The organism is Sphingomonas sp. BAUL-RG-20F-R05-02, assembly GCF_022662305.1.
Classification (GTDB): domain Bacteria; phylum Pseudomonadota; class Alphaproteobacteria; order Sphingomonadales; family Sphingomonadaceae; genus Sphingomonas.
Map to the genome: position 1 here is coordinate 1 of NZ_JAKNQH010000009.1, position 20,940 is coordinate 20,940.

The following is a 20,940-nucleotide window of genomic DNA, read 5'->3' on the forward strand; positions in this document are numbered from 1 at the left end:
ATTCGATGTGCTGAAAGCGTGTGGGTATCGTTGATCATCCATGGCCAACGAACGACTGTCATTGACCCGTGATTTCAACGGCCCATTCGTTCACGGTGCGGACCGGTTGGAGCATAGCGCCAAGCAGCAAGCAGATAGCGCCGATCGGCGCACGGAGCTTGCTGCCGATCGAACAGTCATGGCAGCGGAGCGCACCTACGCAGCCTGGGTCCGTACCGGGCTTGCCGCTCTAGCCGCAGGAATTGGCGCCCGCGCATTGCTTGAGAACATCGTGCCCGGCTGGCTTGCCGGTGCGACCGCAACCGTCCTGATCCTGTTCAGCGGCTTCTGCTTCGTTGCAGCGGTCTGGCGTGAAATGATTCCTATCGCCCCACCGCGGCCCGACACTCAGCGACTGCCGGCTTGGTTGCTGATCTCTGTGAACGGCTTCCTAGCGATTGCCGTCTTGGCGGCACTCGTCGGGATTTGGCTGCAATAACCGGCGTGACTATCGCCATTTTACGGATTCTGCTTGCATGACCACGCCGCAACTTATGTCGATTGGCCTGCTGATTGGCATGATGGGCCTCTTTCTTTGGGGCCGATTTCGCTATGATGTCACGGCCATCATCGCCCTGCTTGCCGGGCTGTCGCTGGGATTGGTGAAGCCCAAAGCGGCATTTACTGGCTTTTCCGATGACATCGTTATCATCGTTGGATCGGCGCTGGTGATCTCATCGGCAATGCAGCGTTCCGGCCTAATCGAGAGCGCGCTCGGGATACTGGCGCGGCGCGTGACACGCGTCCGGTCGCAACTCGTGGTGCTGACTACGGCAGTCGGGGTATCGTCCGGGCTCGTAAAGAACGTCGGTGCCTTGGCTATGCTGATGCCGGCAGCCGTGCAGACGGCGAAGAAATCGGACACTAGCCCCTCGGTGTTCCTGATGCCGATGTCGTTCGCTTCGCTCCTTGGCGGGTTGATGACCCTCGTTGGTACGTCGCCGAATATTATTGTCAGCAGAGTACGAGAGCAGATGACCGGTGAGCCGTTCGGCATGTTCGATTATCTGCCAACGGGGCTGGGCCTGCTTGTGGTCGGCCTCATTTTCCTGCGTTTCGGCTACCGCCTCCTGCCCAGGGAACGCCGCGCAGCGCCGACAATGGGCGAAGCTCTAAACATCACGGACTATGTCACTGAGGCGACCATCCAAGACGGATCGCCCGCTGTCGGCGAAACGGTTGAGTCCTTCATCGACCGTCATGATAATGAGGTGACGATCGCCAATGTTGTCCGTGACGATGTGCGCACGAGCATTACGGCCGAGTTCCTTCTGGCTGCCGGCGACACGCTGATCTTGGGCGGTGACCCGGATACGCTTGAGCGTGTCATTGCGGGTGACCACCTAGCACTTGCCGGACAGCATCGTGACCTACCGGAAGGCAGCGAAGATGATGAGGTTGGCGTCATTGAGGCGGTCATCACCACCGGCTCCGTGTTGGTCCGCCAGTCCGCTGGACGACTGCGGCTTCAGCAACGCTATGGCGTCAATCTCATCGCGGTATCGCGCGCCGGCAAACGGCTGACCAAGCAGCTCAGCGAGACCGTCTTGCGCGCCGGCGATGTCATTGTTCTTCAAGGACCCCTCACACTCTTGCCGGAACGCATGCGTGACCTCGGTACGCTGCCGCTGGCAGAGCGTGCCCTGCGTCTGGGAAGTTCGAAGCGTCGCTTCCTACCACTTATCATCCTCGCGGTGGCGATGACCGTAACCGCGACCGGCTATGTGCCTGTGGCCGTCGCCTTCTTCGCCGCTGCCGGTCTAATGATGGCGACCGGAGCGCTACCGCTGCGAGATGCCTATGATGGCGTCGAATGGCCAATTCTCATCATGCTGGGCGCGCTCATTCCGGTCAGTGAAACCCTGCGCACCACCGGCGCGTCGGATGTACTCGCGACCTCGCTTGCCCATCTGGCGGCCTCCTTGCCGCCATGGGGCGCGGTCGCCCTGATCCTCGTAGCGGCGATGGCTGTGACGCCGTTTCTCAACAATGCCGCGACGGTCTTGGTGATGGCGCCAATCGCGGCGGTGTTCGCGCATGACCTCGGATATCGCCCCGAAGCCTTCCTCATCGGGACCGCTATCGGGGCAGGATGCGATTTCCTGACGCCGATTGGGCATCAGTGTAACACCTTGGTTTTTGGTCCTGGGGGCTACCGCTTCAGCGATTACGCCCGGCTGGGCGCACCACTATCGGTTCTGGTGGTCTTGGTTGGTACGCCTCTAGTGATGTGGACTTGGCCACTGCACTGATCGCCGGGTACTGTTGATGGGCAGCATGGCCAAGCCGCAGGCGTTCGAAGATACTGAATGGCGTCCGTGGCGAGGAAGCGTACCGGGCGGCTCGGAAGGTTGTGGCACCGCAGATGTAGCAGGCGTAGGCGGCTTCATGCGTTTTTTCCACTCGCGGGCAGCCATGCCCGTTCTCATCGTCCTACTGCTTGCAACAATCACGGCAGCTGGACTGGCGACGTCTTGGACGCTGTCGATTGTGATGTGGCTTTCGAGCGCCGTTCTCGCCGCAGCCCTGTTTGCAACCTTGATGCAGGACGCCGACTGACATGGCTTCAGCGCCACTGATCGATAGCGCAGCTAGTCCACCTGGATCTGGTCGGGTGGCGCCATCGTGGCTCCGTAAAGCTTTTCGATCCAGCGAAGCTGCACTCATCGTGCTGGCCATCATGATCGGCAGTGCAGCCGGATTGCTCAGTGTCGTCCAGGGTACGCTCGCACAGGCGATGCAGCATCTGCTTTATGCCTTGTCGCCGGATGAAAGGCTGAGTGCGGCCACGACGATCCCTTACCTTGCTCTACTTGCCCTGCCGGCTGGTGGAGCCGTCCTCGCACTCTTCTCTTGGGTTACTCATGCTCGCCGGCGCCGGATGGTCGACGCTGTAGAGGCGAACGCCCTTCATGGTGGTCGCATGTCATGGTCCGACAGCCTCGTTATCTCCGGGCAAACGATCCTTTCCAACGGCTTCGGTGCGTCTGTGGGGCTTGAGGCGGCGTATGCGCAGTTGGGAGGGCTCGTCGCCTCGCTCAGCGGCAACTGGTTTGCGTTACGCAGGTCCGATCTGCGCATCTTGGTCGGCGCCGGAACGGGCGCCGCCATCGCAGGTGCATTCGGGGCTCCATTAGCTGGGGCCTTCTATGCCTTTGAGATCGTAATCGGGGCCTATACGATATCAGCGCTGGCACCTGTCGCTGCGGCGTGCCTGGCGAGTGTCCTTGTGGCGCAGGCGTTTGGTGCTCAACCGTATCTGGTTGCGGCTAATGCAGGCGAACAGATCGAGACGTTCCACTACCTTCTCTACGCCGGTCTTGGGGCCTGTGCCGCTGGCGCTGGTATACTGCTGATGCGGGCTGTTGCGGAGATGGAAGCAGCTACACGCAAACTGCCGATACCCTCGATTTGCCGGCCGATATTGGGCGGTCTTCTGCTCATCCCTCTGGCGATGCTCACGCCGCAAATTCTCTCTGCTGGTCACGGCGCCCTCCACCTCAATCTTGAAGCCGAGGTATCGCTGCGCTTCCTCGCCGCCATCTTCGTCGTCAAGTGCGCGGCCTCCATCATCTCACTTGGCTTTGGCTTCCGCGGTGGCCTGTTCTTCGCATCCTTGTTCTTGGGCAGCCTGCTGGGTCACCTGTTTGCTGGTTCACTCGAATGGATTGTCGGATCGCCTGTGATCGACCCGCACAATGCGGCCCTGGTGGGGATGGCCGCATTAGCGGTCGCCGTAGTTGGCGGGCCGATGACGATGGCGATGCTAGTCCTTGAGGCGACCCACGACTTCTCCCTTGCCGGCGCGGCCATTGCAGCATCGCTGGTCTCGTCCACCATCGTCCGCGAGCTGTTCGGCTATTCCTTTTCTACGTGGCGCCTGCATCTCCGGGGCGAAACCATCAAAAGCGCCCGCGATGTCGGCTGGGTCAGAACGCTTACAGCGGGCAAGATGATGCGACGTGTCGAAAGGGCTACGCCGTGCAACACGACGATCGCCGAGTTTCGTCGGGCGTTTCCGCTTGGTTCCACAAGTCGGGTCCTACTAGTCGATGACCACGAAAATTATGGCGGTATCGTACAGACTGCCAGTGCATTTGCCGAAGAGGTCGATCAGAAGGCACCGATCGGGTCGCTGGCGATCCACACGGGTCTCGCCCTTACGCCGGATTCAGACATCAGAAGCGTCATGACTACGTTCGATACCGAAGGTGCGGACGAACTGGCGGTAGTTGGAAGCGACGGGGCAGTTCTCGGCATCCTCTCCGAGAGCTATGCGCGACGCCGCTACGCAGAGGAATTGGACAAGGCGCAACGTGAGTTGTTTGGAGAAAGCTGACCAGCCGGCACGCAGCAAACGCTTCGTCCTACCGGTCTCGCTTAAGCCGGGCTTCGATTTTGACCCAGAACATGCCGCATCGCAGACCCATTCCGGCGAGTTGGGCGCCATGTACTGACATCAGCTCCGCACCGCGGCGAAACTGTTCAACCGGCACGGATATGGCGACGAACAGCCCGGCGTAGAGCAGCTGCGACATGATCGAGTGGATCACGACGGCGACCCCCAGCACTATCAGGCGGGCAGGCACGGAAGGCCGATGCGGCGCCGGATCGGGGCCTGTAATGAGCTAGGCGTAAAGGCATCCTGCTGCGACGAAATGGAAGTGCACCAGGTAGTGGAGCGCACCTGCCCTCTCTAAAGCAGCCAGTCCGCTTTCCTTCCCATTGTCGGCATTCAGCGGCCCGATATGTAGAAAACCCAGTCGTAATCACCATTGTGCGACAAACAAGTGCTTTCCGACACTCTCGAGACGTCGTGTCGACCTAGCCCAGCGTCATGCCGAATATACCGGACACGGACAGCGGGGCGCAGGTTTCACCGGAATCCTCATTTTTGCACCTGAACGACAGCGCCCGGCATCATCGGGTCGCCCGGAGCAATGACGAGGTAACGGCGCATGTCGCCTTTCGCGTCGCTGACGATCTGGCGGAGCGGTCCGAGCGTGTTTACTATCGCGCCGCCCGCCGGATTGGTCATGAACTTCGCCAGAGGCTGGATCACGCCGCTGCCGTCAGCGTGGGAGGATAATCCAAGGACATAGGGCATCTTTGGGCTGAGGCCCGCAACCGCCGCCTGCAAAATCTGGACCTGGCCTTGATCGAATAGCGTGACCTGGCTGCGCCCAGTCCCGGATAGAGTCAGCTGGATCTTCATGCCGGCCTGCGCGAGCGGCACCAGGTTTGCACGGCCATCGCCTACCGGCACCGCGCCGGGAACATATGCCACGCCTTGCGGCCCCTGACCGATTGGAATCGTCGCGATGACGGTGTTGCTTGCTGTGTCGATCGCCGCGACCGCATCGGCGTTCTCCAGCCCGACATACATCCGCGTGCCGTCGCCCGACGGCCATAGGCCGTGCGGGAGCGCGCCGACCGGGATGCTCGCCACCTGCACGAAGTCAGTGGTGCGGAACACCTTCACGACATTCTCGGTGCCGACCGTCACAAAGGCGAACTGGCCATTCTTATTGCGGGCGATATTGACGTGGTTGGTGATCGCGCCGGTATCGAACGTCTTGAGCACTGCGAAGGGTGGCTTGGCGTCGAACACCATGACCTTGCCGACGTCCTTGAGCGTCAACCAGACCTGCTTACCGTCGGGCGTCGCGGCGATGTCAGGGCAGAACGGGCTCGCCTGCTTGACGCGACCGACGATCTTCTTCGAGGCGGTGTCGATCACAACTGTCTCGGGCGAGAAGCTCGAACAGACGTAACCGTATTTCCCGTTTGGCGAAAAGATCGTCATGCCGGGGCCATTAGGAACGGGGATGCGCGTGGTCGGCGCGAAGGTCTTACCGTCGAGCACCTGGATATAATCCTCGCCGCGCACCGCGACCCAGACTTCGCGACCGTCGGGGCGGAAGAACGCTTCGTGCGGCGATCGGCCCACATAGGTCGTGTGCTTCACGGCATTGGTCGCAGTGTCGATGAACGTCACCGAGTTCGAGCCGATCGATATTACCGCCAGCGTCTTGCGATCGGGCGAGAAGCCCATGCCGTGCACGAGCAGCTGCCCCTTGTAGAGCGGGCTGAGATTGGCCGGGGTCTGGTCGCCGAGCTTGATGACGCCGAGCAGCGTGTTGGTCGACGGATCGATCACCGACACGGTGTTGGAGAACTGGTCCGAAGTGTAGAACCGGTCGTGCGCGCTAACAGGGATGTCGGGGGTCGCGTTCGGTACCTGCTGCGCAAATGCCGGGGCCGAAAAAGACAGGGCAGCACAGGCGGTTAAGGTAAAACGCTTCATGGACGGTCTCCGTGATGGGGGTGACCGGTCGCGGTCGGTTCGGTGTGAGGCAGCAACGCGCCGCCTTCGGATAGGATGCCCTGCATCACCGCGATTTCCTGACGCTGTTTGACGATGATTCCCTGGGCGAGCCGGCGCAGGCGTTCATCCTTGCCGAACCGCAGTTCGACTTCGGCCATGTCGATCGCGCCCTGATGATGCGGGATCATCATTTTGGCGAAGTCGCGATCGGGATCGCTCGAATAACCGGTCATCATCGCGCCGTGCATCCGCGCCATCGCCGCATCCATTGCGGACGCGAAACCGTCCGTTTGCGCTAAAGCACCCGTCGATACGGACACGGCTATCGCCGTTAGCAAAGCCGTGCGAAATTTCATCGTCATGCCTTTAGTGTTCCCATTTATGACACGCGAGCGATCAACGCCGAGCGTGACAGCGTAATGATCGCGGCGCAGCCGTCGATCCAACGCATAAGCATGGTTGTTCTGATCATCTAACAAGAACGGTAGGCGATCTATGATCGCGTTTTCGTATTGAAACCATCGCGACCATGCGTTGGACGCAGGGGACATATCGGTCGATCTAACGGCATCGGACTGGCACGATCACCCGCCGGATCCGCGATAAGGATCAAACGATGAAAGCTGCGATCGTTTTGGTTGCCGCGATGTTGGCCTCCGTAGCGCCAGTCCCGGTGATCGCTCAGGCCTATTGGGCTGCACCTGCGGCGGACGACTTTCCCTACGATATCAAGGCGGTTCAGGCACCGTGGTCGAAGGCTGATATCGACCTCAGCCATCATGACCGGATCTATGTGTCTGACCCTACATCGACGAAGATCGTTGTCATCGATCCTGCAGCGGGCAACGAACTGGGACGCATCGACCTCGCCAAAAGCGCGATAGCTGAGCCCAGCTTTTCCAGCCCCAGAGTCCAGCACCTGGCTGCAACGCGTGACGGGCGGACCCTGGCGGTATCGGCATCAGCGCAGCACAGTGTGACGCTCGTAGATCTGGCCACGAACACGGAACGAGGCCGGACCGTGTTCCAGACGTCGCCTACCGCCGTCGCGTTTACGCCCAATGGGCACGAACTCTGGGTTTCGCTCGGCGATGAACATGCCATCGCGGTCGTGGATCCTAAGACCGCGCGGGAGATCACCCGCGTACCAGCAAGTGGCGGAGCGGGCGCGACCATCCTGTCGCCAAACGGACGCTATGCCTTTGTATCGCTTACTGAAAGGCCGTCCATCCTGGTTGTCGACGTCGAGGATCGGCGCGTCGTCGGACACGTTGCCAGCAACGGTGCAGGTGCGGGAGCAATCGCGGTCTCGCCAGATGGCAAACAGATCTGGGCAACACGCCGCGAGAGCGGCACGACCACGGTCTTTGCTGCCAAACCGCCGTTTGCGGTACACGAAGTGATAAACACTGGTCCAGCGACGGGCGCGGTCAACTTCGCCCAGCGCGCAGACGATTCCTTTGCCTATGTCAGCGTTGGCGGCGATCAACCTGCAATCAAGGTCTATAGAACCGACAGCCTGGAGGCTGTGGCAACCGTCCCGCTACAAGCGGCTCCGAGTGCGGTTTGGCCGTCGGGCGATGGTACGAGGATCTATGCCAGCCTGGCCGGAACCAACAAGGTCGCTGGGATCGACACGCTGACGTACACCACCGTGTCGACGATCCCGATCAGTACGGATGCGCAAAGCCTGATCTACGTTCCTGGTGCCGTAAGATCAGGAAAAGGTCTCGCCAATCTGGTGCCATCCGGGCGCGATGCGGCGCTTGCCCTGGCGGCGCGTTAATCGGTCTCACACCGTCTGTAATCTTCCAACGAAAGCCCTTTCCAAAATGACCAAGCCCCCCGTCAGGATCGCGATCAGCGGTGCCGCAGGACAAATTTGCTATTCGCTGCTCTTCCGGGTCGCGCAGGGTGACGTGTTCGGACCGGACCAGCCCGTTATCCTTCAACTGCTCGACGTGCCGCAGGCGCTGGACGCAGTACGCGGCGTGGTCATGGAACTGGAGGATTGCGCGTTTCCGCTGCTGGCAGATGTGATCATTACTGATGATCCGATGGTGGCTTTCAAGGACATCGATGCGGCCATGCTGGTCGGGTCTCGTCCCCGCTCGAAGGGCATGGAGCGCCGTGATTTGCTCGCTGCCAACGCAGCGATCTTCAAGACGCAGGGCGCAGCGCTGGACGCAGTGGCCAAACGCGACGCCAAGATCCTGGTCGTCGGCAATCCCGCCAACACAAATGCCTGGATCCTTGCGCAAAGCGCGCCGGGTTTCCCTGCCGAAAACATCACGTCGATGATCCGCCTCGATCACAATCGCGCGCAGGGACAGCTTGCGGCCAAAGCGGGTGTCGGTGTCGATGCGATTACAAAGCTCGTCGTCTGGGGAAACCATTCGCCGACGATGTTTGCCGACTGGGGGAATGCCGAACTCGATGGCCAAAAGCTTGCCGACCGTATCGGAAACGAGGCCTGGTACCGCGAGACCCTGATCCCCACCGTTGCGCAGCGCGGCACCGCGATCATCGAAGCACGGGGTGCGTCCTCGGCCGCATCGGCCGCAAATGCGGCGATCGACCATCTGCGCGATTGGGTGCACGGCGCAGGCGACAATTGGGTGTCGATGGGCGTGGTGTCAGACGGCTCCTACGGTATCCCGCAAGGGCTGGTGTGCGGCGTGCCGGTGCTCTGCAAAAGCGGTGGCTATGTGCGTATCGAAGGACTGATCCTCGATCCATTCCAGCGAACGATGCTCGATCGCACGATTGCCGAACTGGTCGATGAACGTGAGGCGGTTATCGACATTCTGAAATGACCAATCTGTAATTATGATTGAAACGACCATAATATTTGGTTGGTGCGATTGATCTCCTTTCCCTATCATTGGGGCAAGGAGATCGGGCATGACCCTGGAACAACTCAGGATTTTCGTCGGTGTCGCAGAGCGCGAGCACATGACGCGCGCTGCCGAAGCGCTCAATGTGACGCAGTCGGCCGCAAGCGCTGCCATCGCCGCGCTAGAAGCGCGGCACGGCGTGCCGCTGTTCCACCGGGTCGGCCGTGGGATCGAACTGTCCGAAGCGGGCCGTATGTTTCTGGTCGACGCACGCGCAGTGCTTGGCCGTGCTGCCAGTGCAGAACTTGCATTGGCCGAATATGCCGGACTGGAGCGCGGCACACTGCGGCTGGTCGCGAGCCAGACGATCGCGGGCTATTGGCTACCCCGCCAGCTGGCGGCGTTTCATGCGCGCTACCCGTCCATCACGATAGAACTGGCGATCGACAACACGGAAGGGGCCGCGGCGCGCGTGCTCGACGGTGCAGTCGAGCTTGGCTTCGTCGAGGGTGTGATCGACGAGCCCGCGCTCGCGCATTGGACCGTCGCGAACGACCGCATGGTGCTGGTGAGTGACCGCGCTGCCGACACGATCGACGAGGACTGGATCCGGACCGCGCGCTGGATCGTCCGCGAGCAGGGATCGGGCACGCGCTCGTCGTTCGAGGAGGTGTTGCGCCAGCGCGGCGTCGATCCGTCGGACCTTACCATAGCGCTGACCCTGCCATCGAACGAGGCGGTCCGCAGCGCGGTCGAGGCCGGCGCGGGCGTCGCGGTGCTGTCGCAGCATGTCGTCGCACCTGCAATCGCGGCCGGCACGTTGCACGATCTGCCGCTCGGTCTGCCGCGGCGTCCATTCTACGCGCTGCGGCACAAGGAGCGCTATCGTACCCGGGCGGCCGACGCGCTGACCGATCTCATCAAGGAGACTGGGAAGTGACTGCCGATCTGAAACCCGTTCTCGATGGTCTGAAGCCGCTCAGCCGGCTTGATTCTCCGCGCGAGATGATCCGCCAGTTCACCCCCAACTGGTTCGCCGCTACGATGGGCACGGGCATCCTCGCGCTGGCCTTGCCGCAGGTGCCGGGCGTCGGCGCATCGCTGCACCCGGTCGGCGAGGCGTTGTGGTATTTCAACATCGCGCTCTTCACGCTGTTCGCCGGGCTCTACACCGCGCGCTGGACGATGTTCGGGCACGAGGCGCGTCGGATCTTCGGGCACAATACCGTGTCGATGTTCATCGGCACGATCCCGATGGGCCTCGCGACGATCATCAACGGGTTCCTGGCGTTCGGCCTGCCGCGGTTCGGCGCCGGCGTTATCCCGATCGCCGAGACATTGTGGTGGATCGACGTCGCGATGTCGCTCGCCTGCGGTGTAGCGATCCCCTACCTCATGTTTACCCGGCACGAACATTCGCTCGACGGCATGACCGCGGTGTGGCTCCTGCCAGTGGTCGCGGCCGAGGTCGCAGGCGCGAGCGGAGGCCTGCTCGCACCGCATCTGGCGGACGCGCACCACCAGTTCGTGGTGCTGGCGACCTCCTTTGTCCTCTGGGCGTATTCGGTGCCGGTCGCGTTCGGCATCCTCGCGATCCTCATCCTGCGGATGGCGCTGCACAAGCTGCCGCACGAGAGCATGGCCGCATCGAGTTGGCTCGCACTAGGCCCGATCGGCACCGGTGCGCTCGGGATGCTGGTGCTCGGCAGCGACGCGCCCGCGATCCTCGCCGCCAACGGCCTCGGCCAGATCGGCGCGGTAGCGCAGGGGATCGGCACGATCGCCGGGCTGCTGCTCTGGGGCTTCGGCCTGTGGTGGCTGGCGCTCGCGACGCTGATCACGATCCGCTACTGGCGCGCGGGCATTCCGTTCAACCTCGGGTGGTGGGGCTACACCTTCCCGCTCGGCGTCTACACGGTCGCCACCTTCAAGCTCGGCACGACGCTCCAGCTCGGCTTTTTCGGGATCGTCGGCACCGTCCTTACCATCGCGCTCGCAGCGATGTGGCTGCTGGTCGGCGCCAAGACGGTCACAGGCGGCTGGCGCGGAAACCTGTTCGTGTCGCCCTGCATCGCCCAAGCCAATTGATGGGCCGAACTGATCGTCCTGCCGGATCGAACCGGCGCATCCGATCGACCCGTACCGGGCAGACCGTCGGACGGATCGCGCATAAGAGCATGACATCGAAGGGAGAATGCTGGTGGACAGCCTGGATATGAAACTGGCGCAGGCGACGAACCGCCGTCGCTTTCTCGCAGAGGCTGCGATCGGCAGCGGCGCGTTGATCGCCGCACCCGCGCTGGCGCAGAGCATTGTCGATCTGCACCTGCCTGGCGGTCCGTCGGAACGACCGATGACCAGTGCGTTCCCTGGCAAGGGCAACATGATCCTCCAGCGTATCCACCCGCCTTTGCTGGAAACGCCGATGAGCGTGTTCAATGGTGACGTCTTCACGCCAAACGACCAGTTCTTCGTCCGCTGGCACTGGGCTGACATCCCCACCGCGATCGATGTCGAGGCGTTCCGGATCAAGGTGCACGGCGCGGTCACGCGGCCGCTGTCAATCTCGCTCGCGCAACTGCTGAAGTTGCCACGCGTCGAGCTGGCGGCGATCAACCAATGCTCGGGCAATTCGCGTGCGCTGTTCCAGCCGCCCGTTGCCGGTGCGCAGTGGCGTCACGGGGCCATGGGCAACGCCAAATGGCTCGGCGTGCGCCTGCGCGACGTGCTCGACATCGCCGGCGTGAAGCCGGGCGCGGTTGCAGTGCGGTTCGGTGCGCTCGACCAGCCGGTGGTCGCGGGTGGACCGGATTTCGCCAAGTCGCTGTCGATCGACCACGCACGCGACGGCGAAGTGATGCTCGCCTTCGGGATGAACGGCGAACAGATGCCGCTCCTCAACGGCTTCCCGGTCCGGCTGATCGTACCCGGCTGGTATTCGACCTATTGGGTCAAGATGCTGAACGACATCGAGGTGCTCGCCGCGCCCGACGACGGTTACTGGATGGCCAAGGCGTACAAAATCCCTGACACTCCAGGCGCGAACGTGCGGCCGGGCCAGAAGGATTTCCCGGCCGTTCCGATCAACAAGATGATCCCGCGCAGTTGGGTCACGAGCCTCGACGAAGGGCAGGCGATCGCGTTCGACCGGTCGATCCCGCTGGGCGGCATTGCGATGGGGGGCGATTGCGGCGTCGCCAAGGTCGATGTGTCGACCGACAACGGCAAGACCTGGTACAAGACGACGCTCGGCCCCGATCACGGCAAATACAGTTTCCGCCGCTGGGACGCGCAGGTGCCGCTCACGCATGCGGGCCCGACCAGGCTGATGTCGCGCTGCTGGAACACCGCCGGCATCGCGCAGCCGATGACGCCGATCTGGAACCCGGGCGGGTTCATGCGCGGCAACATTGAAACCACCAACATCGTCGTCGGCTGAGGAGCGCTCCCCCATGAAAACGCCTTCCATCGGCACGCTGTCGTTTGGGTTCGTCGGCGCGACCGTCGTTCTGCTACTTGCGATCGGTGCCCCGAACAGCCGCATAGCCCCGCCGCCTGCCGCCCCGGCCGCACCACCGCCGCCAAGCGTTTCGGCGCGCGGCTTCTCGCTGGCGTCCACCTCGGTCGATCTCCCGACCGACGAAGGGCAATATCCGGCTGGTCCGCATGCGGACGTCATCAACGCCAACTGCACCTCGTGTCATTCGGCGAGCATGGCGCTGAACCAGCCGCCACTCTCTTCCGACCAGTGGACCGCGGAGGTCACCAAGATGCGCGAGGTCTACAAGGCTCCCGTTGCACAGGCTGACGTGCCGGCGATCGTCGCTTATCTGACCGCCATGAGCGCAAAGCAGCCGGGTGCCGCGAAGGGCAAGGCGCAAGACCCCGATCCGAAGGCTGCGCCCGACGTATCGGGGGGATCAGGCTAAGCCCATCAACTCACGACACGCGGTTCTGCGCGCGAAGTGCTGTGCGGCGTGGCCTCCGGGGGAGGGCGTCGACGCCAATCGAAACACTGCTCGCGCCCTGCGCGTTCGCAGGTGTGCCATGTGGCACACCTTACGCGAGAATCGTCACCGGCAGGGCCGAGACGCCGGCACGATGGCTCGGTCGGCACGCCCAGCGGGCCGATAGAGCCGTGCCCGCGGGGTCCCGCCCCACTCGTTGGGGACTTCGGAAAAGAGCGTAGGGTGCCGACTGCCTGCCTACTTGGTGCTATCAACGTCTGGACCGAAACCATATAGCTGCTATCCTGGATATATGGAAAACAACACGGCAATTTCAGCGCTCGGCGCGCTCGCACAAGGAACACGCCTCGACGTGTTCCGCCTGTTGGTGCGGCACGAACCGCATGGCTTGGCTGCCGGCGAAATCGCCCGTCAGCTCGACGTACCGCAAAACACGATGTCCGCACACCTCGGCATCCTCGCCCGTGGCGGGCTGGTGCGATCCGAACGTCATAGCCGCTCGATCATCTATCGTGCCGATCTCGACGGCCTGCGCGCGCTAACGCTCTTTCTCGTCAAGGATTGCTGCGCCGGCAACGCGGAGCTGTGCGCCCCGCTGATCGCCGAACTCACCCCATGCTGCTGAAAGGACGCCCGTGGCCGTCGATATCGTGATCTATCACAACCCCGTGTGCGGCACGTCGCGCAACACGCTAGGCCTGATCCGCAATGCCGGCATCGAACCGCACGTGGTCGAATATCTGAAAACCCCGCCCTCGCGCGCGCTGCTGGTCGAGCTGATCGACCGCGCCGGCATAACGCCCCGCGAGCTGCTACGCGAAAAGGGTACGCCCTATGCGGAGCTCGGCCTGGGCGACACATCGCTGTCCGACGACGCGCTGGTGGATACGATGATGACGCACCCGATCCTCATCAACCGGCCGATAGTCGTCTCACCGCTCGGCGTGAAGCTCTGCCGGCCGTCCGAAGCCGTGCTTGATCTGCTGCCGGGCGATCAGCGCGGCGCGTTCGCGAAGGAAGACGGACAACAGGTGGTAAACGCCTCGGGCCAGCGCATCGCCTGATGCTTCTTGCCGTCCTGATCTTCGTCGTCACGATCGTGCTCGTCATCTGGCAACCCAAGGGGCTCGGAATCGGGTGGAGCGCGATCGCCGGGGCCGTCTTGGCGCTGCTCGCGGGCGTCGTCACGCTGTCCGACGTCCCGGTCGTTTGGGGCATCGTCTGGAACGCGACGGCTGCATTCGTCGCGATCATTGTCATAAGCCTGTTGCTCGATGAAGCTGGATCCTTCGAATGGGCGGCGCTCCACGTTGCGCGCTGGGGCAGGGGACATGGGCGCCGACTCTTCGTCCTGATCGTGCTGCTCGGCGCGGCGGTGTCGGCGTTGTTCGCCAATGATGGTGCGGCGCTGATCCTCACGCCGATCGTCATCGCCATGCTGCGCGCGCTGGGGTTCAAGGACAAGGCGACGCTGGCGTTCGTCATGGCGGCCGGGTTCATCGCCGACACGGCCAGCCTGCCGCTGGTGGTCTCGAACCTCGTCAACATCGTGTCAGCCGACTTCTTCAAGATCGGGTTCGGCACATATGCGTCCGTGATGGTCCCGGTCGATCTGGTGTCGATCGCCGCCACGCTGGGCGTGCTGCTGCTGTTCTTCCGGCGCGACCTCCCAGAAGACTATGACGTGGGGGCGCTCCGCGCGCCGCGCGATGTCATCCGAGACCCCGCGACCTTCCGTGCCGGCTGGATCGTCCTCGCGCTGCTGCTCGCTGGCTTCTTCCTGCTCGAACCGATCGGCGTGCCGGTCAGCGCCGTTGCCGCTGCCGGCGCGATCCTGCTGCTGGTAATTGCGGGACGGGGCCATGTGATCCAGACCGGCAAGGTGCTGCGCGGCGCACCGTGGCAGGTCGTGATCTTCTCTCTCGGCATGTACCTGGTCGTCTACGGGCTGCGAAACGCGGGCCTGACCGACCATCTCGCCGCGCTGCTCGATCGCACCGCTCAGGGCGGCGTGTGGGGGGCGGCGTTCGGGACAGGCGTGATCGCGGCCATCCTGTCGTCCGTGATGAACAACATGCCGACCGTACTGGTGGGCGCGCTGTCGATCGACGCGACCCATGCCACTGGCGCCGTGCAAGAAGCAATGATCTACGCCAATGTCATCGGCTGCGATCTTGGCCCCAAGCTGACGCCGATCGGCTCGCTCGCAACGCTGTTATGGCTCCACGTCCTCGGCCAGAAAGGTGTTCGGATCGGATGGGGCTATTATTTCCGTGTCGGTATCACGCTGACTGTGCCGGTATTGCTGGTCACGCTTGCCGCCTTGGCATTGAGGATCACGATCGGATGACAGCCCTGATCTACATCGGCGCGGCGCTTGCTGAAATTGGCGGATGCTTTGCCTTCTGGGCCTGGCTTCGCATGGCGAAGTCACCCTTGTGGCTTGCTCCGGGCGTCGTCTCATTGATCCTGTTCGCATGGCTCCTCACCCGCGTGGACAGCGATGCCGCGGGACGAGCGTATGCCGCTTACGGCGGCATTTACATCTGTGCATCGCTTGCTTGGCTCTGGACCGTCGAAGGCGTGCGGCCCGATCGCTGGGATGTGAGCGGCGCGGCGCTCTGTCTGATCGGCACCTGTATCATCCTCTTGGGACCACGAACCGCCTGATGCCTGTTCGAACGCTCTCCGACCCCGACCATCTGCCCGCGCTCGATCGAAGCTATGCGATCGAACGACCTGCTCATGGCCTCGGCGCGGGTGCTCCGCCGCCACGAATCCTTCTGCTCTACGGTTCCTTGCGCGAGCGGTCATTCTCGCGGCTGTGTGTCGAGGAAGCGGCGCGACTACTGCAATTCTTCGGATGCGAAACGCGCATTTACGATCCCTCGGCGCTGCCGTTGCCCGATCAGGTCGTCGGCGACGACCATCCGGCCGTCCACGAGCTGCGTGAACTGTCGTTGTGGTCGGAAGGTCAGGTGTGGTGCAGCCCTGAACGGCACGGCCAGATCACCGGCATCATGAAGCTCCAAATCGATCATCTGCCGCTCTCGATGGGCGGGATGCGACCGACGCAGGGACGCACGCTGGCAGTCATGCAGGTATCGGCGGGTTCGCAGTCGTTCAACAGCGTCAACACGCTGCGCGTGCTCGGCCGCTGGATGCGAATGGTGACGATACCGAACCAGTCGAGCGTCGCCAAGGCGTTCGCCGAATTCGGCGAGGACGATCGCATGAAGCCGTCGAGCTATTATGACCGCATCGTAGACGTAATGGAGGAACTGGTGCGGTTCACGGTGCTGCTGCGCCCGCACGCGGCACAACTCGTCGACCGCTATTCCGAGCGCAAGGAAGTTCGCGTAGGGATCGACCTGACGACAGACTTGTCGACTATCGCGACCACGGCACCCCCTCGAGGTGTTTGACCTCGCCCCGACGCGATGGAAGATCAGAGCGGCTACTGTGCAATACCAGCCAATGGCCTGCTGGGCTGTTAGTCGTCGACCGTCGAAACCGACTACGTGATCAGTCTTCGCGACGTTCGATGTTGTCCCCTAGCCCCGGCGCTTCTGGAGACGATCGGTCGTCTTTACGCTTCTCCGAGGCGACCATTTCGCCAACTTCGACCATCTCCGCGGTTTCCTGCGTGGTCGGCTCATCCTTGTCCGTCTCGGCCATATGCGTCTCCTTTAAAGCATCAACGCCAAAGGCTCGCTATTAGATGCGAGGAGACGCGCAGGCGTCGGATCAGTCGTCGTCGCGGTCCTGCTTTTCGCGGGAAACGACCTTGAAGTTGCGGTTTAGCTTGATGTCATAGCGGCCGCCACGGCAGCGTGCGTCGTCGACCTCGAAGCCACCATCGTCGCGCTCGATCGAGCGTGGCGCAGTGCAGCCGATCCGCTTCAAGGCGGTAAGCGTCGAGGCCCGCTGGCGCGGGGTCACCCGATCGTCGTCAGCGAGGGCGGGGGAAGCGATGACGAGTGCCAGCGCGCCGGCAGCGAGATATTTGAGCATGGAAAAGACGTCCGATTAAAGGTCCATGGAAACTCTGAATCCAATGCGGCCCGCGCGCCGATCGTTCCGAAATCATCCCCACCGTCGGGTGATAACGAGAGCAATCGCCAGAACGACGACCGAGAGAACAAGACTTGCCAGCACATAGCCGATCGCGGCGCCGGTCTCGCCGCGCTCCCATAATGTCACGGCATCGAGCGAGAAGGTCGACCAGGTCGTAAATCCGCCGATAAGTCCCGTCGTCACGAACAGGCGCAACTCCGCATTTTCGATGCTCTTGGCGGCAAACAGGCCGATCATCATGCCCATCAGCGCCGAGCCGACCACGTTGATGGCCAAGGTTCCCCAAGGGAAGGTTGGCCCCATAAGACGTAGTGCCACGATGCCGACGCCGTGACGCAGCATGCCGCCCACGCCCGAGCCCAGGAACACGACCAGAAAGCCAAGCCAGATCGGCATCGTTCACCCCGTCACTATCATCTGAACTGCCGTCACCGAGAGGAGAGCGGCGACCAACAATTGGAAACGGTGCACCGAAAGGCGCTTGATGAAATCATGCGCCAACGCGCCGACCACGACCGAGGGAAGGAAGGCGACCAGCACGTTTCTCGAGAAGCGGCGGGCGTCGGCATCGGACGACAAGCCGGAGACGACCGACCAGAGCCGCGCGCGGTACAACCAGCAGATCGCGAGGATCGCCCCGACCTGAATGACGACATCGCTGATCCCGGCTTGCCGCCCTTCGTAGCCGATCAGTCGTTCGGTCAAAATGAGATGGCCGGTAGAGGAAACCGGGATGAACTCGGTCGATCCCTCGACGATGCCGAGGACGATCGGAGCGATCAGCGAGGGTAGATCCGTCACGTCCGGGGCTTCGGTCGCGACACGAAGGGATTGGTGAAACGTGCTTTGGCGCCGAGCTCGGCTTCGATCTCGATCAGTCGGTTGTATTTGGCCAAACGCTCACCCCGGCAGGGTGCGCCGGATTTGATTTGCCCGGCGCCGACCGCAACCGCGAGATCGGCGATAAAGGCGTCCGTGGTCTCGCCCGACCGGTGCGACACCATCGTTCCCCATCCCGCAGCGTGGCAGATGCGAACCGCCTCGATCGTCTCCGTGACGGTGCCGATCTGATTGGGTTTGATGAGGGCTGCGTTGGCAGCTTTTCGAGCGATGCCTTCCCGGATGATCCGGGGATTGGTGACCAGGAGATCGTCGCCGACGATCTGGATCCGGCTACCCTGGCTTACGGTCTGGTCGATGAACCCTTGCCAGTCCTCCTCACCGAACCCGTCCTCGATCGAAACGATCGGATACGCATCGATCCAGCGCCCGTAGAGCGCGAGCAAGCCTGCGCGGTCGAGCAGGCCCGTTCCCGACCGCGCAAGATCGTATTGCTCCCCATCCGATAAGGACGATGCGGCTGGATCGAGCGCGATGGCGATGTCTGTACCCGGTCGATAACCCGCGGCTTCGATCGCATCGACGATCAACTCGCAGGCGGCCTCGTTGCTTTTGAGGTTCGGGGCAAATCCGCCTTCGTCGCCGACTGCCGTCTTGAGGCCGCGACCATGGAGGAGGTCGCGCAATGCGGCATAGGTTTCCGCACCATAGCGCATCGCTTCGGCGAAGCTGGAGGCTCCCACCGGAACGATCATGAATTCCTGAAAGTCGAGGCTGCTATCGGCATGCTTGCCACCATTCAGGACGTTCATGCACGGCATCGGAAGGAGGTAGTCGGTCGTACCGGCGAGCGTCTCGTAAAGCGGCTGCCCGAGCACCGATGATGCGGCGCGCGCGACCGCCATCGAAACACCCAGAATCGCATTGCCGCCAAGCCGCGCCTTGTTCGGCGTGGCATCGCGTTCGATCATCACCCGGTCGATGTCCGGCTGCGCGCAGACATCCATTCCGATGATCGCGCTGCCGATCTCGCCTTCGACGTTCTGCAGGGCTTGCCGAACACCCTTTCCGGCGAAACGATCGGGGTTGTTGTCGCGGAGCTCGACGGCCTCATGTGCGCCTGTCGACGCACCCGACGGCACCGATGCCGATGCTGTGATGCCGTTGTCCAAGGTCACGGTGACGGACAAAGTCGGATAGCCTCGGGAGTCGAGGATCTCGAGGGCACGGAGGCTGGTGATGTGGCTGCTGGCCGGCATGGTCGGAGTCCTTGTCACTGAAGGATAGCGCGACCGATGATCGCGGTCGTGTAACTGAAATCGTAGAGGATCGCCCCTCCGGTCGGGATATCGAGGGTCTCGACCCGGGCGGCATCAAGGCCGTCGAGCGCCATAACCAGCGCCCGCAACGCGTTGCCGTGGGAGACGACGAGTGTCGTGCCGCCACTCATCACGGCAGGCAGCATCGTCCGAACGTAATAGGCGAGCACGCGCGCGACGGTGTCGCGCAGGCTCTCGCCGTGTGGCGGGGCAGCCGCATAGGAGCGTCGCCATTGGCGGACCTGATCTTTACCGTAGCGATCCGACGCCTCGGTCTTGTTGAGACCAGTGAGCGCACCGTAATCGCGCTCGTTGAGCGACCGGTCTACCGTGATAGGGACATCTGGTGCCCCCATCACGGCAGTGACGATAGCCGTCGTGTCCGCGCAACGCCGAAGGGTAGAGCGGAAAATCCGTGCAGGCCGAATGCCTTGCGCGATCAGGCGGTGTGCGATCGCCTCGGCCTGACGGTGCCCCAGAGGCGTTAGCGCCGGATCCGCAGAACCAGTAAATCGGTTGGCTGCGTTGGCTTCGCTTTCGCCGTGTCGAACGAGGACCAGACGCGCGTGCGGGAGCATCGTCACCCCTCAGTGCGCCATCAGCAGGGGTATATCGGCAGCGGCGAGGATGTGGCGCGTCGTGCCGCCCATGAACCACTCGATGATCTGGTTGTGCCGATAGGCGCCGGTCACGAGAAGCTCGGCGCCGATCGCTTTCGCTTCGGCGACGAGCTGGGCACCCAGATTCTCGCTGGAGCGCGGCACCACATGCAATTCGTGACGAACACAGATTTCGTCGAGCAAGGCTTCCAAGCCCAGCGCCGGATCGGTTTCTTCACCGATGCGGATTGCCGTGACACGCTTGGCGACACGAAGCCACGGGGCTGCCTCCTCAATGGCGTGGCACGCCGTGTCACTGTCGCTGAGCCCGACGGCCATGTGTTCGAAGCCGGTTCGCGCGCCGGCTCTCCACCCAGCCGGGACGATGAGGACGGGCTTGTCGGTCGAAAAAATTGCGGCGTGCAGGGCGTCGCCGCCGTCCATCGTCTGCTCGCGCGCGATGACGATCAGCGCATCGACATTTGCCGCCTCCTGTTTGACCGTCGCTTCTTCGGTGCCGACGATCGAGCGCCAGGCGACCTCGGGTGTGTCATCGCTGGTAGCTGCGGTCCAGGCAACGAAGGCGGCCCGCGCCGCATCCGCGCGCTCTTGGGCTGTCCCCTCGTCGCGCGCGCGTAGGCGTTGAAAGTCGATCTCCTCGCTCGCAACCGCGATCTGCTCGGGATCGACGACAACATTGAGGGCCTCGATCGATGACTCGCCAAGAGATCTGGCGGCGAGAACCGCCGCATCGAGGCAGGCGGCAGCGCTGTCGGCACCGACAATCACGGCAAGCAGTTTCATGGCATCGTCTCCCGGGCGGGGGTGAAGGCGTGTGTGAAGTTTCCGGAATGCTGGGCACCGGATCGTTTGAACCCTTGCGACGGCGCAGGATGGCTCTTCCCCGCCCATCCCATCCAGGCACCCTCATTT

Annotated in this window: 25 protein-coding genes; 15 read left to right on the plus strand and 10 right to left on the minus strand. The window is 62.8% G+C overall.

Annotation, left to right across the window (positions count from 1 at the left end; all coding sequences use genetic code 11):
* Window positions 1-40: 40 nt before the first annotated feature.
* The 4 genes from L8F97_RS16660 to L8F97_RS16675 are packed head-to-tail and all read left to right on the plus strand — an operon-like array spanning window position 41 to window position 4,378.
* A complete protein-coding gene (locus L8F97_RS16660; RefSeq protein WP_056019268.1) occupies window positions 41-478 on the plus strand; it encodes a DUF202 domain-containing protein in 438 nt (145 codons plus the stop codon).
* A 37-nt stretch (window positions 479-515) separates the two neighbouring features.
* Window positions 516-2,291 carry an SLC13 family permease gene (locus L8F97_RS16665; protein ID WP_056019265.1) on the plus strand — a complete coding sequence of 592 codons (1,776 nt, stop codon included), beginning with the start codon at window positions 516-518 and terminating at the stop codon, window positions 2,289-2,291.
* Window positions 2,292-2,316: 25 nt separating this feature from the next.
* Window positions 2,317-2,598: a hypothetical protein gene (locus L8F97_RS16670; protein ID WP_132833781.1), complete on the plus strand. Its 282-nt coding sequence runs from the start codon at window positions 2,317-2,319 to the stop codon at window positions 2,596-2,598.
* A 1-nt stretch (window position 2,599) separates the two neighbouring features.
* Window positions 2,600-4,378: a chloride channel protein gene (locus L8F97_RS16675; protein ID WP_082445489.1), complete on the plus strand. Its 1,779-nt coding sequence runs from the start codon at window positions 2,600-2,602 to the stop codon at window positions 4,376-4,378.
* 28 nt (window positions 4,379-4,406) lie between these two features.
* Here L8F97_RS16675 and L8F97_RS16680 read toward each other — a convergent pair whose 3' ends face one another.
* From L8F97_RS16680 to L8F97_RS16690, 3 genes are all read right to left on the minus strand, one after another.
* Entirely contained in the window at window positions 4,407-4,592 is a 186-nt protein-coding gene (locus L8F97_RS16680) for a hypothetical protein (protein ID WP_132898276.1), read from the minus strand.
* A 335-nt stretch (window positions 4,593-4,927) separates the two neighbouring features.
* Window positions 4,928-6,346, minus strand: a complete 1,419-nt coding sequence (locus L8F97_RS16685; RefSeq protein ID WP_056056390.1) for a YncE family protein — start codon at window positions 6,344-6,346, stop codon at window positions 4,928-4,930.
* Window positions 6,343-6,918: a DUF305 domain-containing protein gene (locus tag L8F97_RS16690; RefSeq protein WP_242152851.1), complete on the minus strand. Its 576-nt coding sequence runs from the start codon at window positions 6,916-6,918 to the stop codon at window positions 6,343-6,345. The genes L8F97_RS16685 and L8F97_RS16690 overlap by 4 nt, the downstream gene beginning before the upstream one ends.
* A gap of 65 nt (window positions 6,919-6,983) precedes the next feature.
* On the opposite strand from L8F97_RS16690, the gene L8F97_RS16695 reads away from it, so the two are divergent.
* The 11 genes from L8F97_RS16695 to arsH all read left to right on the plus strand — a co-directional run bounded on the left by L8F97_RS16695 (window position 6,984) and on the right by arsH (window position 16,597).
* Window positions 6,984-8,153 (plus strand): YncE family protein, encoded by a 1,170-nt coding sequence (locus tag L8F97_RS16695; RefSeq protein ID WP_056056388.1) that lies wholly within the window; start codon window positions 6,984-6,986, stop codon window positions 8,151-8,153.
* 46 nt (window positions 8,154-8,199) lie between these two features.
* Complete coding sequence (locus L8F97_RS16700) at window positions 8,200-9,183, plus strand: malate dehydrogenase (protein ID WP_056056386.1); 984 nt, start codon at window positions 8,200-8,202, stop codon at window positions 9,181-9,183.
* A gap of 88 nt (window positions 9,184-9,271) precedes the next feature.
* Window positions 9,272-10,144, plus strand: coding sequence for a LysR family transcriptional regulator (locus tag L8F97_RS16705; protein WP_056056384.1), 873 nt, complete (start codon window positions 9,272-9,274; stop codon window positions 10,142-10,144).
* Window positions 10,141-11,292, plus strand: a complete 1,152-nt coding sequence (locus L8F97_RS16710; RefSeq protein WP_056056383.1) for a TDT family transporter — start codon at window positions 10,141-10,143, stop codon at window positions 11,290-11,292. The genes L8F97_RS16705 and L8F97_RS16710 overlap by 4 nt, the downstream gene beginning before the upstream one ends.
* A 106-nt stretch (window positions 11,293-11,398) precedes the next feature.
* The gene (locus L8F97_RS16715) at window positions 11,399-12,643 is read left to right on the plus strand and encodes a molybdopterin-dependent oxidoreductase (RefSeq protein WP_197983136.1); all 1,245 of its coding nucleotides are present in this window, start codon (window positions 11,399-11,401) and stop codon (window positions 12,641-12,643) included.
* A 13-nt stretch (window positions 12,644-12,656) separates the two neighbouring features.
* Window positions 12,657-13,133 carry a hypothetical protein gene (locus L8F97_RS16720; protein ID WP_031439129.1) on the plus strand — a complete coding sequence of 159 codons (477 nt, stop codon included), beginning with the start codon at window positions 12,657-12,659 and terminating at the stop codon, window positions 13,131-13,133.
* A 331-nt stretch (window positions 13,134-13,464) separates the two neighbouring features.
* Complete coding sequence (locus tag L8F97_RS16725) at window positions 13,465-13,797, plus strand: ArsR/SmtB family transcription factor (RefSeq protein ID WP_056056382.1); 333 nt, start codon at window positions 13,465-13,467, stop codon at window positions 13,795-13,797.
* Window positions 13,798-13,807: 10 nt separating this feature from the next.
* The gene (gene arsC / locus L8F97_RS16730) at window positions 13,808-14,236 is read left to right on the plus strand and encodes an arsenate reductase (glutaredoxin) (protein ID WP_056056381.1); all 429 of its coding nucleotides are present in this window, start codon (window positions 13,808-13,810) and stop codon (window positions 14,234-14,236) included.
* Complete coding sequence (locus L8F97_RS16735; RefSeq protein WP_056056380.1) at window positions 14,236-15,522, plus strand: arsenic transporter; 1,287 nt, start codon at window positions 14,236-14,238, stop codon at window positions 15,520-15,522. The genes arsC and L8F97_RS16735 overlap by 1 nt, the downstream gene beginning before the upstream one ends.
* Window positions 15,519-15,842, plus strand: a complete 324-nt coding sequence (locus tag L8F97_RS16740) for a YnfA family protein (RefSeq protein ID WP_056056378.1) — start codon at window positions 15,519-15,521, stop codon at window positions 15,840-15,842. The genes L8F97_RS16735 and L8F97_RS16740 overlap by 4 nt, the downstream gene beginning before the upstream one ends.
* Entirely contained in the window at window positions 15,842-16,597 is a 756-nt protein-coding gene (gene arsH, locus L8F97_RS16745) for an arsenical resistance protein ArsH (RefSeq protein ID WP_056056376.1), read from the plus strand. Before L8F97_RS16740 ends, arsH begins: the two co-directional genes overlap by 1 nt.
* Window positions 16,598-16,697: 100 nt before the next feature.
* On the opposite strand, the gene L8F97_RS16750 is transcribed toward arsH, so the two are convergent.
* The 7 genes from L8F97_RS16750 to L8F97_RS16780 all read right to left on the minus strand — a co-directional run bounded on the left by L8F97_RS16750 (window position 16,698) and on the right by L8F97_RS16780 (window position 20,811).
* Window positions 16,698-16,850, minus strand: coding sequence for a hypothetical protein (locus tag L8F97_RS16750; protein ID WP_156364448.1), 153 nt, complete (start codon window positions 16,848-16,850; stop codon window positions 16,698-16,700).
* A gap of 69 nt (window positions 16,851-16,919) precedes the next feature.
* Entirely contained in the window at window positions 16,920-17,186 is a 267-nt protein-coding gene (locus L8F97_RS16755) for a PepSY domain-containing protein (protein WP_056056375.1), read from the minus strand.
* A 72-nt stretch (window positions 17,187-17,258) separates the two neighbouring features.
* Window positions 17,259-17,645, minus strand: coding sequence for a fluoride efflux transporter CrcB (crcB, locus tag L8F97_RS16760; protein WP_056056373.1), 387 nt, complete (start codon window positions 17,643-17,645; stop codon window positions 17,259-17,261).
* 3 nt (window positions 17,646-17,648) lie between these two features.
* Window positions 17,649-18,050 (minus strand): undecaprenyl-diphosphate phosphatase, encoded by a 402-nt coding sequence (locus L8F97_RS16765; protein ID WP_056056372.1) that lies wholly within the window; start codon window positions 18,048-18,050, stop codon window positions 17,649-17,651.
* Window positions 18,047-19,348: a phosphopyruvate hydratase gene (gene eno, locus L8F97_RS16770; protein ID WP_121883984.1), complete on the minus strand. Its 1,302-nt coding sequence runs from the start codon at window positions 19,346-19,348 to the stop codon at window positions 18,047-18,049. Before eno ends, L8F97_RS16765 begins: the two co-directional genes overlap by 4 nt.
* 14 nt (window positions 19,349-19,362) lie before the next feature.
* Window positions 19,363-19,986 (minus strand): 2,3-bisphosphoglycerate-dependent phosphoglycerate mutase, encoded by a 624-nt coding sequence (locus L8F97_RS16775; protein ID WP_056056401.1) that lies wholly within the window; start codon window positions 19,984-19,986, stop codon window positions 19,363-19,365.
* A 9-nt stretch (window positions 19,987-19,995) separates the two neighbouring features.
* The gene (locus L8F97_RS16780) at window positions 19,996-20,811 is read right to left on the minus strand and encodes a universal stress protein (protein WP_121905592.1); all 816 of its coding nucleotides are present in this window, start codon (window positions 20,809-20,811) and stop codon (window positions 19,996-19,998) included.
* Window positions 20,812-20,940: the final 129 nt, after the last annotated feature.

Coding starts and splice junctions, on each gene's coding strand:
- L8F97_RS16660 (WP_056019268.1), top strand. CDS start 41: ATGGCCAACGAACGACTGTCATTGACCCGTGATTTCAACGGCCCATTC.
- L8F97_RS16665 (WP_056019265.1), top strand. CDS start 516: ATGACCACGCCGCAACTTATGTCGATTGGCCTGCTGATTGGCATGATG.
- L8F97_RS16670 (WP_132833781.1), top strand. CDS start 2,317: ATGGCCAAGCCGCAGGCGTTCGAAGATACTGAATGGCGTCCGTGGCGA.
- L8F97_RS16675 (WP_082445489.1), top strand. CDS start 2,600: ATGGCTTCAGCGCCACTGATCGATAGCGCAGCTAGTCCACCTGGATCT.
- L8F97_RS16685 (WP_056056390.1), bottom strand. CDS start 6,346: ATGAAGCGTTTTACCTTAACCGCCTGTGCTGCCCTGTCTTTTTCGGCC.
- L8F97_RS16690 (WP_242152851.1), bottom strand. CDS start 6,918: ATGTCCCCTGCGTCCAACGCATGGTCGCGATGGTTTCAATACGAAAAC.
- L8F97_RS16695 (WP_056056388.1), top strand. CDS start 6,984: ATGAAAGCTGCGATCGTTTTGGTTGCCGCGATGTTGGCCTCCGTAGCG.
- L8F97_RS16700 (WP_056056386.1), top strand. CDS start 8,200: ATGACCAAGCCCCCCGTCAGGATCGCGATCAGCGGTGCCGCAGGACAA.
- L8F97_RS16705 (WP_056056384.1), top strand. CDS start 9,272: ATGACCCTGGAACAACTCAGGATTTTCGTCGGTGTCGCAGAGCGCGAG.
- L8F97_RS16715 (WP_197983136.1), top strand. CDS start 11,399: ATGCTGGTGGACAGCCTGGATATGAAACTGGCGCAGGCGACGAACCGC.
- L8F97_RS16720 (WP_031439129.1), top strand. CDS start 12,657: ATGAAAACGCCTTCCATCGGCACGCTGTCGTTTGGGTTCGTCGGCGCG.
- L8F97_RS16725 (WP_056056382.1), top strand. CDS start 13,465: ATGGAAAACAACACGGCAATTTCAGCGCTCGGCGCGCTCGCACAAGGA.
- L8F97_RS16735 (WP_056056380.1), top strand. CDS start 14,236: ATGCTTCTTGCCGTCCTGATCTTCGTCGTCACGATCGTGCTCGTCATC.
- L8F97_RS16740 (WP_056056378.1), top strand. CDS start 15,519: ATGACAGCCCTGATCTACATCGGCGCGGCGCTTGCTGAAATTGGCGGA.
- arsH (WP_056056376.1), top strand. CDS start 15,842: ATGCCTGTTCGAACGCTCTCCGACCCCGACCATCTGCCCGCGCTCGAT.
- L8F97_RS16750 (WP_156364448.1), bottom strand. CDS start 16,850: ATGGCCGAGACGGACAAGGATGAGCCGACCACGCAGGAAACCGCGGAG.
- L8F97_RS16755 (WP_056056375.1), bottom strand. CDS start 17,186: ATGCTCAAATATCTCGCTGCCGGCGCGCTGGCACTCGTCATCGCTTCC.
- crcB (WP_056056373.1), bottom strand. CDS start 17,645: ATGCCGATCTGGCTTGGCTTTCTGGTCGTGTTCCTGGGCTCGGGCGTG.
- eno (WP_121883984.1), bottom strand. CDS start 19,348: ATGCCGGCCAGCAGCCACATCACCAGCCTCCGTGCCCTCGAGATCCTC.
- L8F97_RS16775 (WP_056056401.1), bottom strand. CDS start 19,986: ATGCTCCCGCACGCGCGTCTGGTCCTCGTTCGACACGGCGAAAGCGAA.
- L8F97_RS16780 (WP_121905592.1), bottom strand. CDS start 20,811: ATGAAACTGCTTGCCGTGATTGTCGGTGCCGACAGCGCTGCCGCCTGC.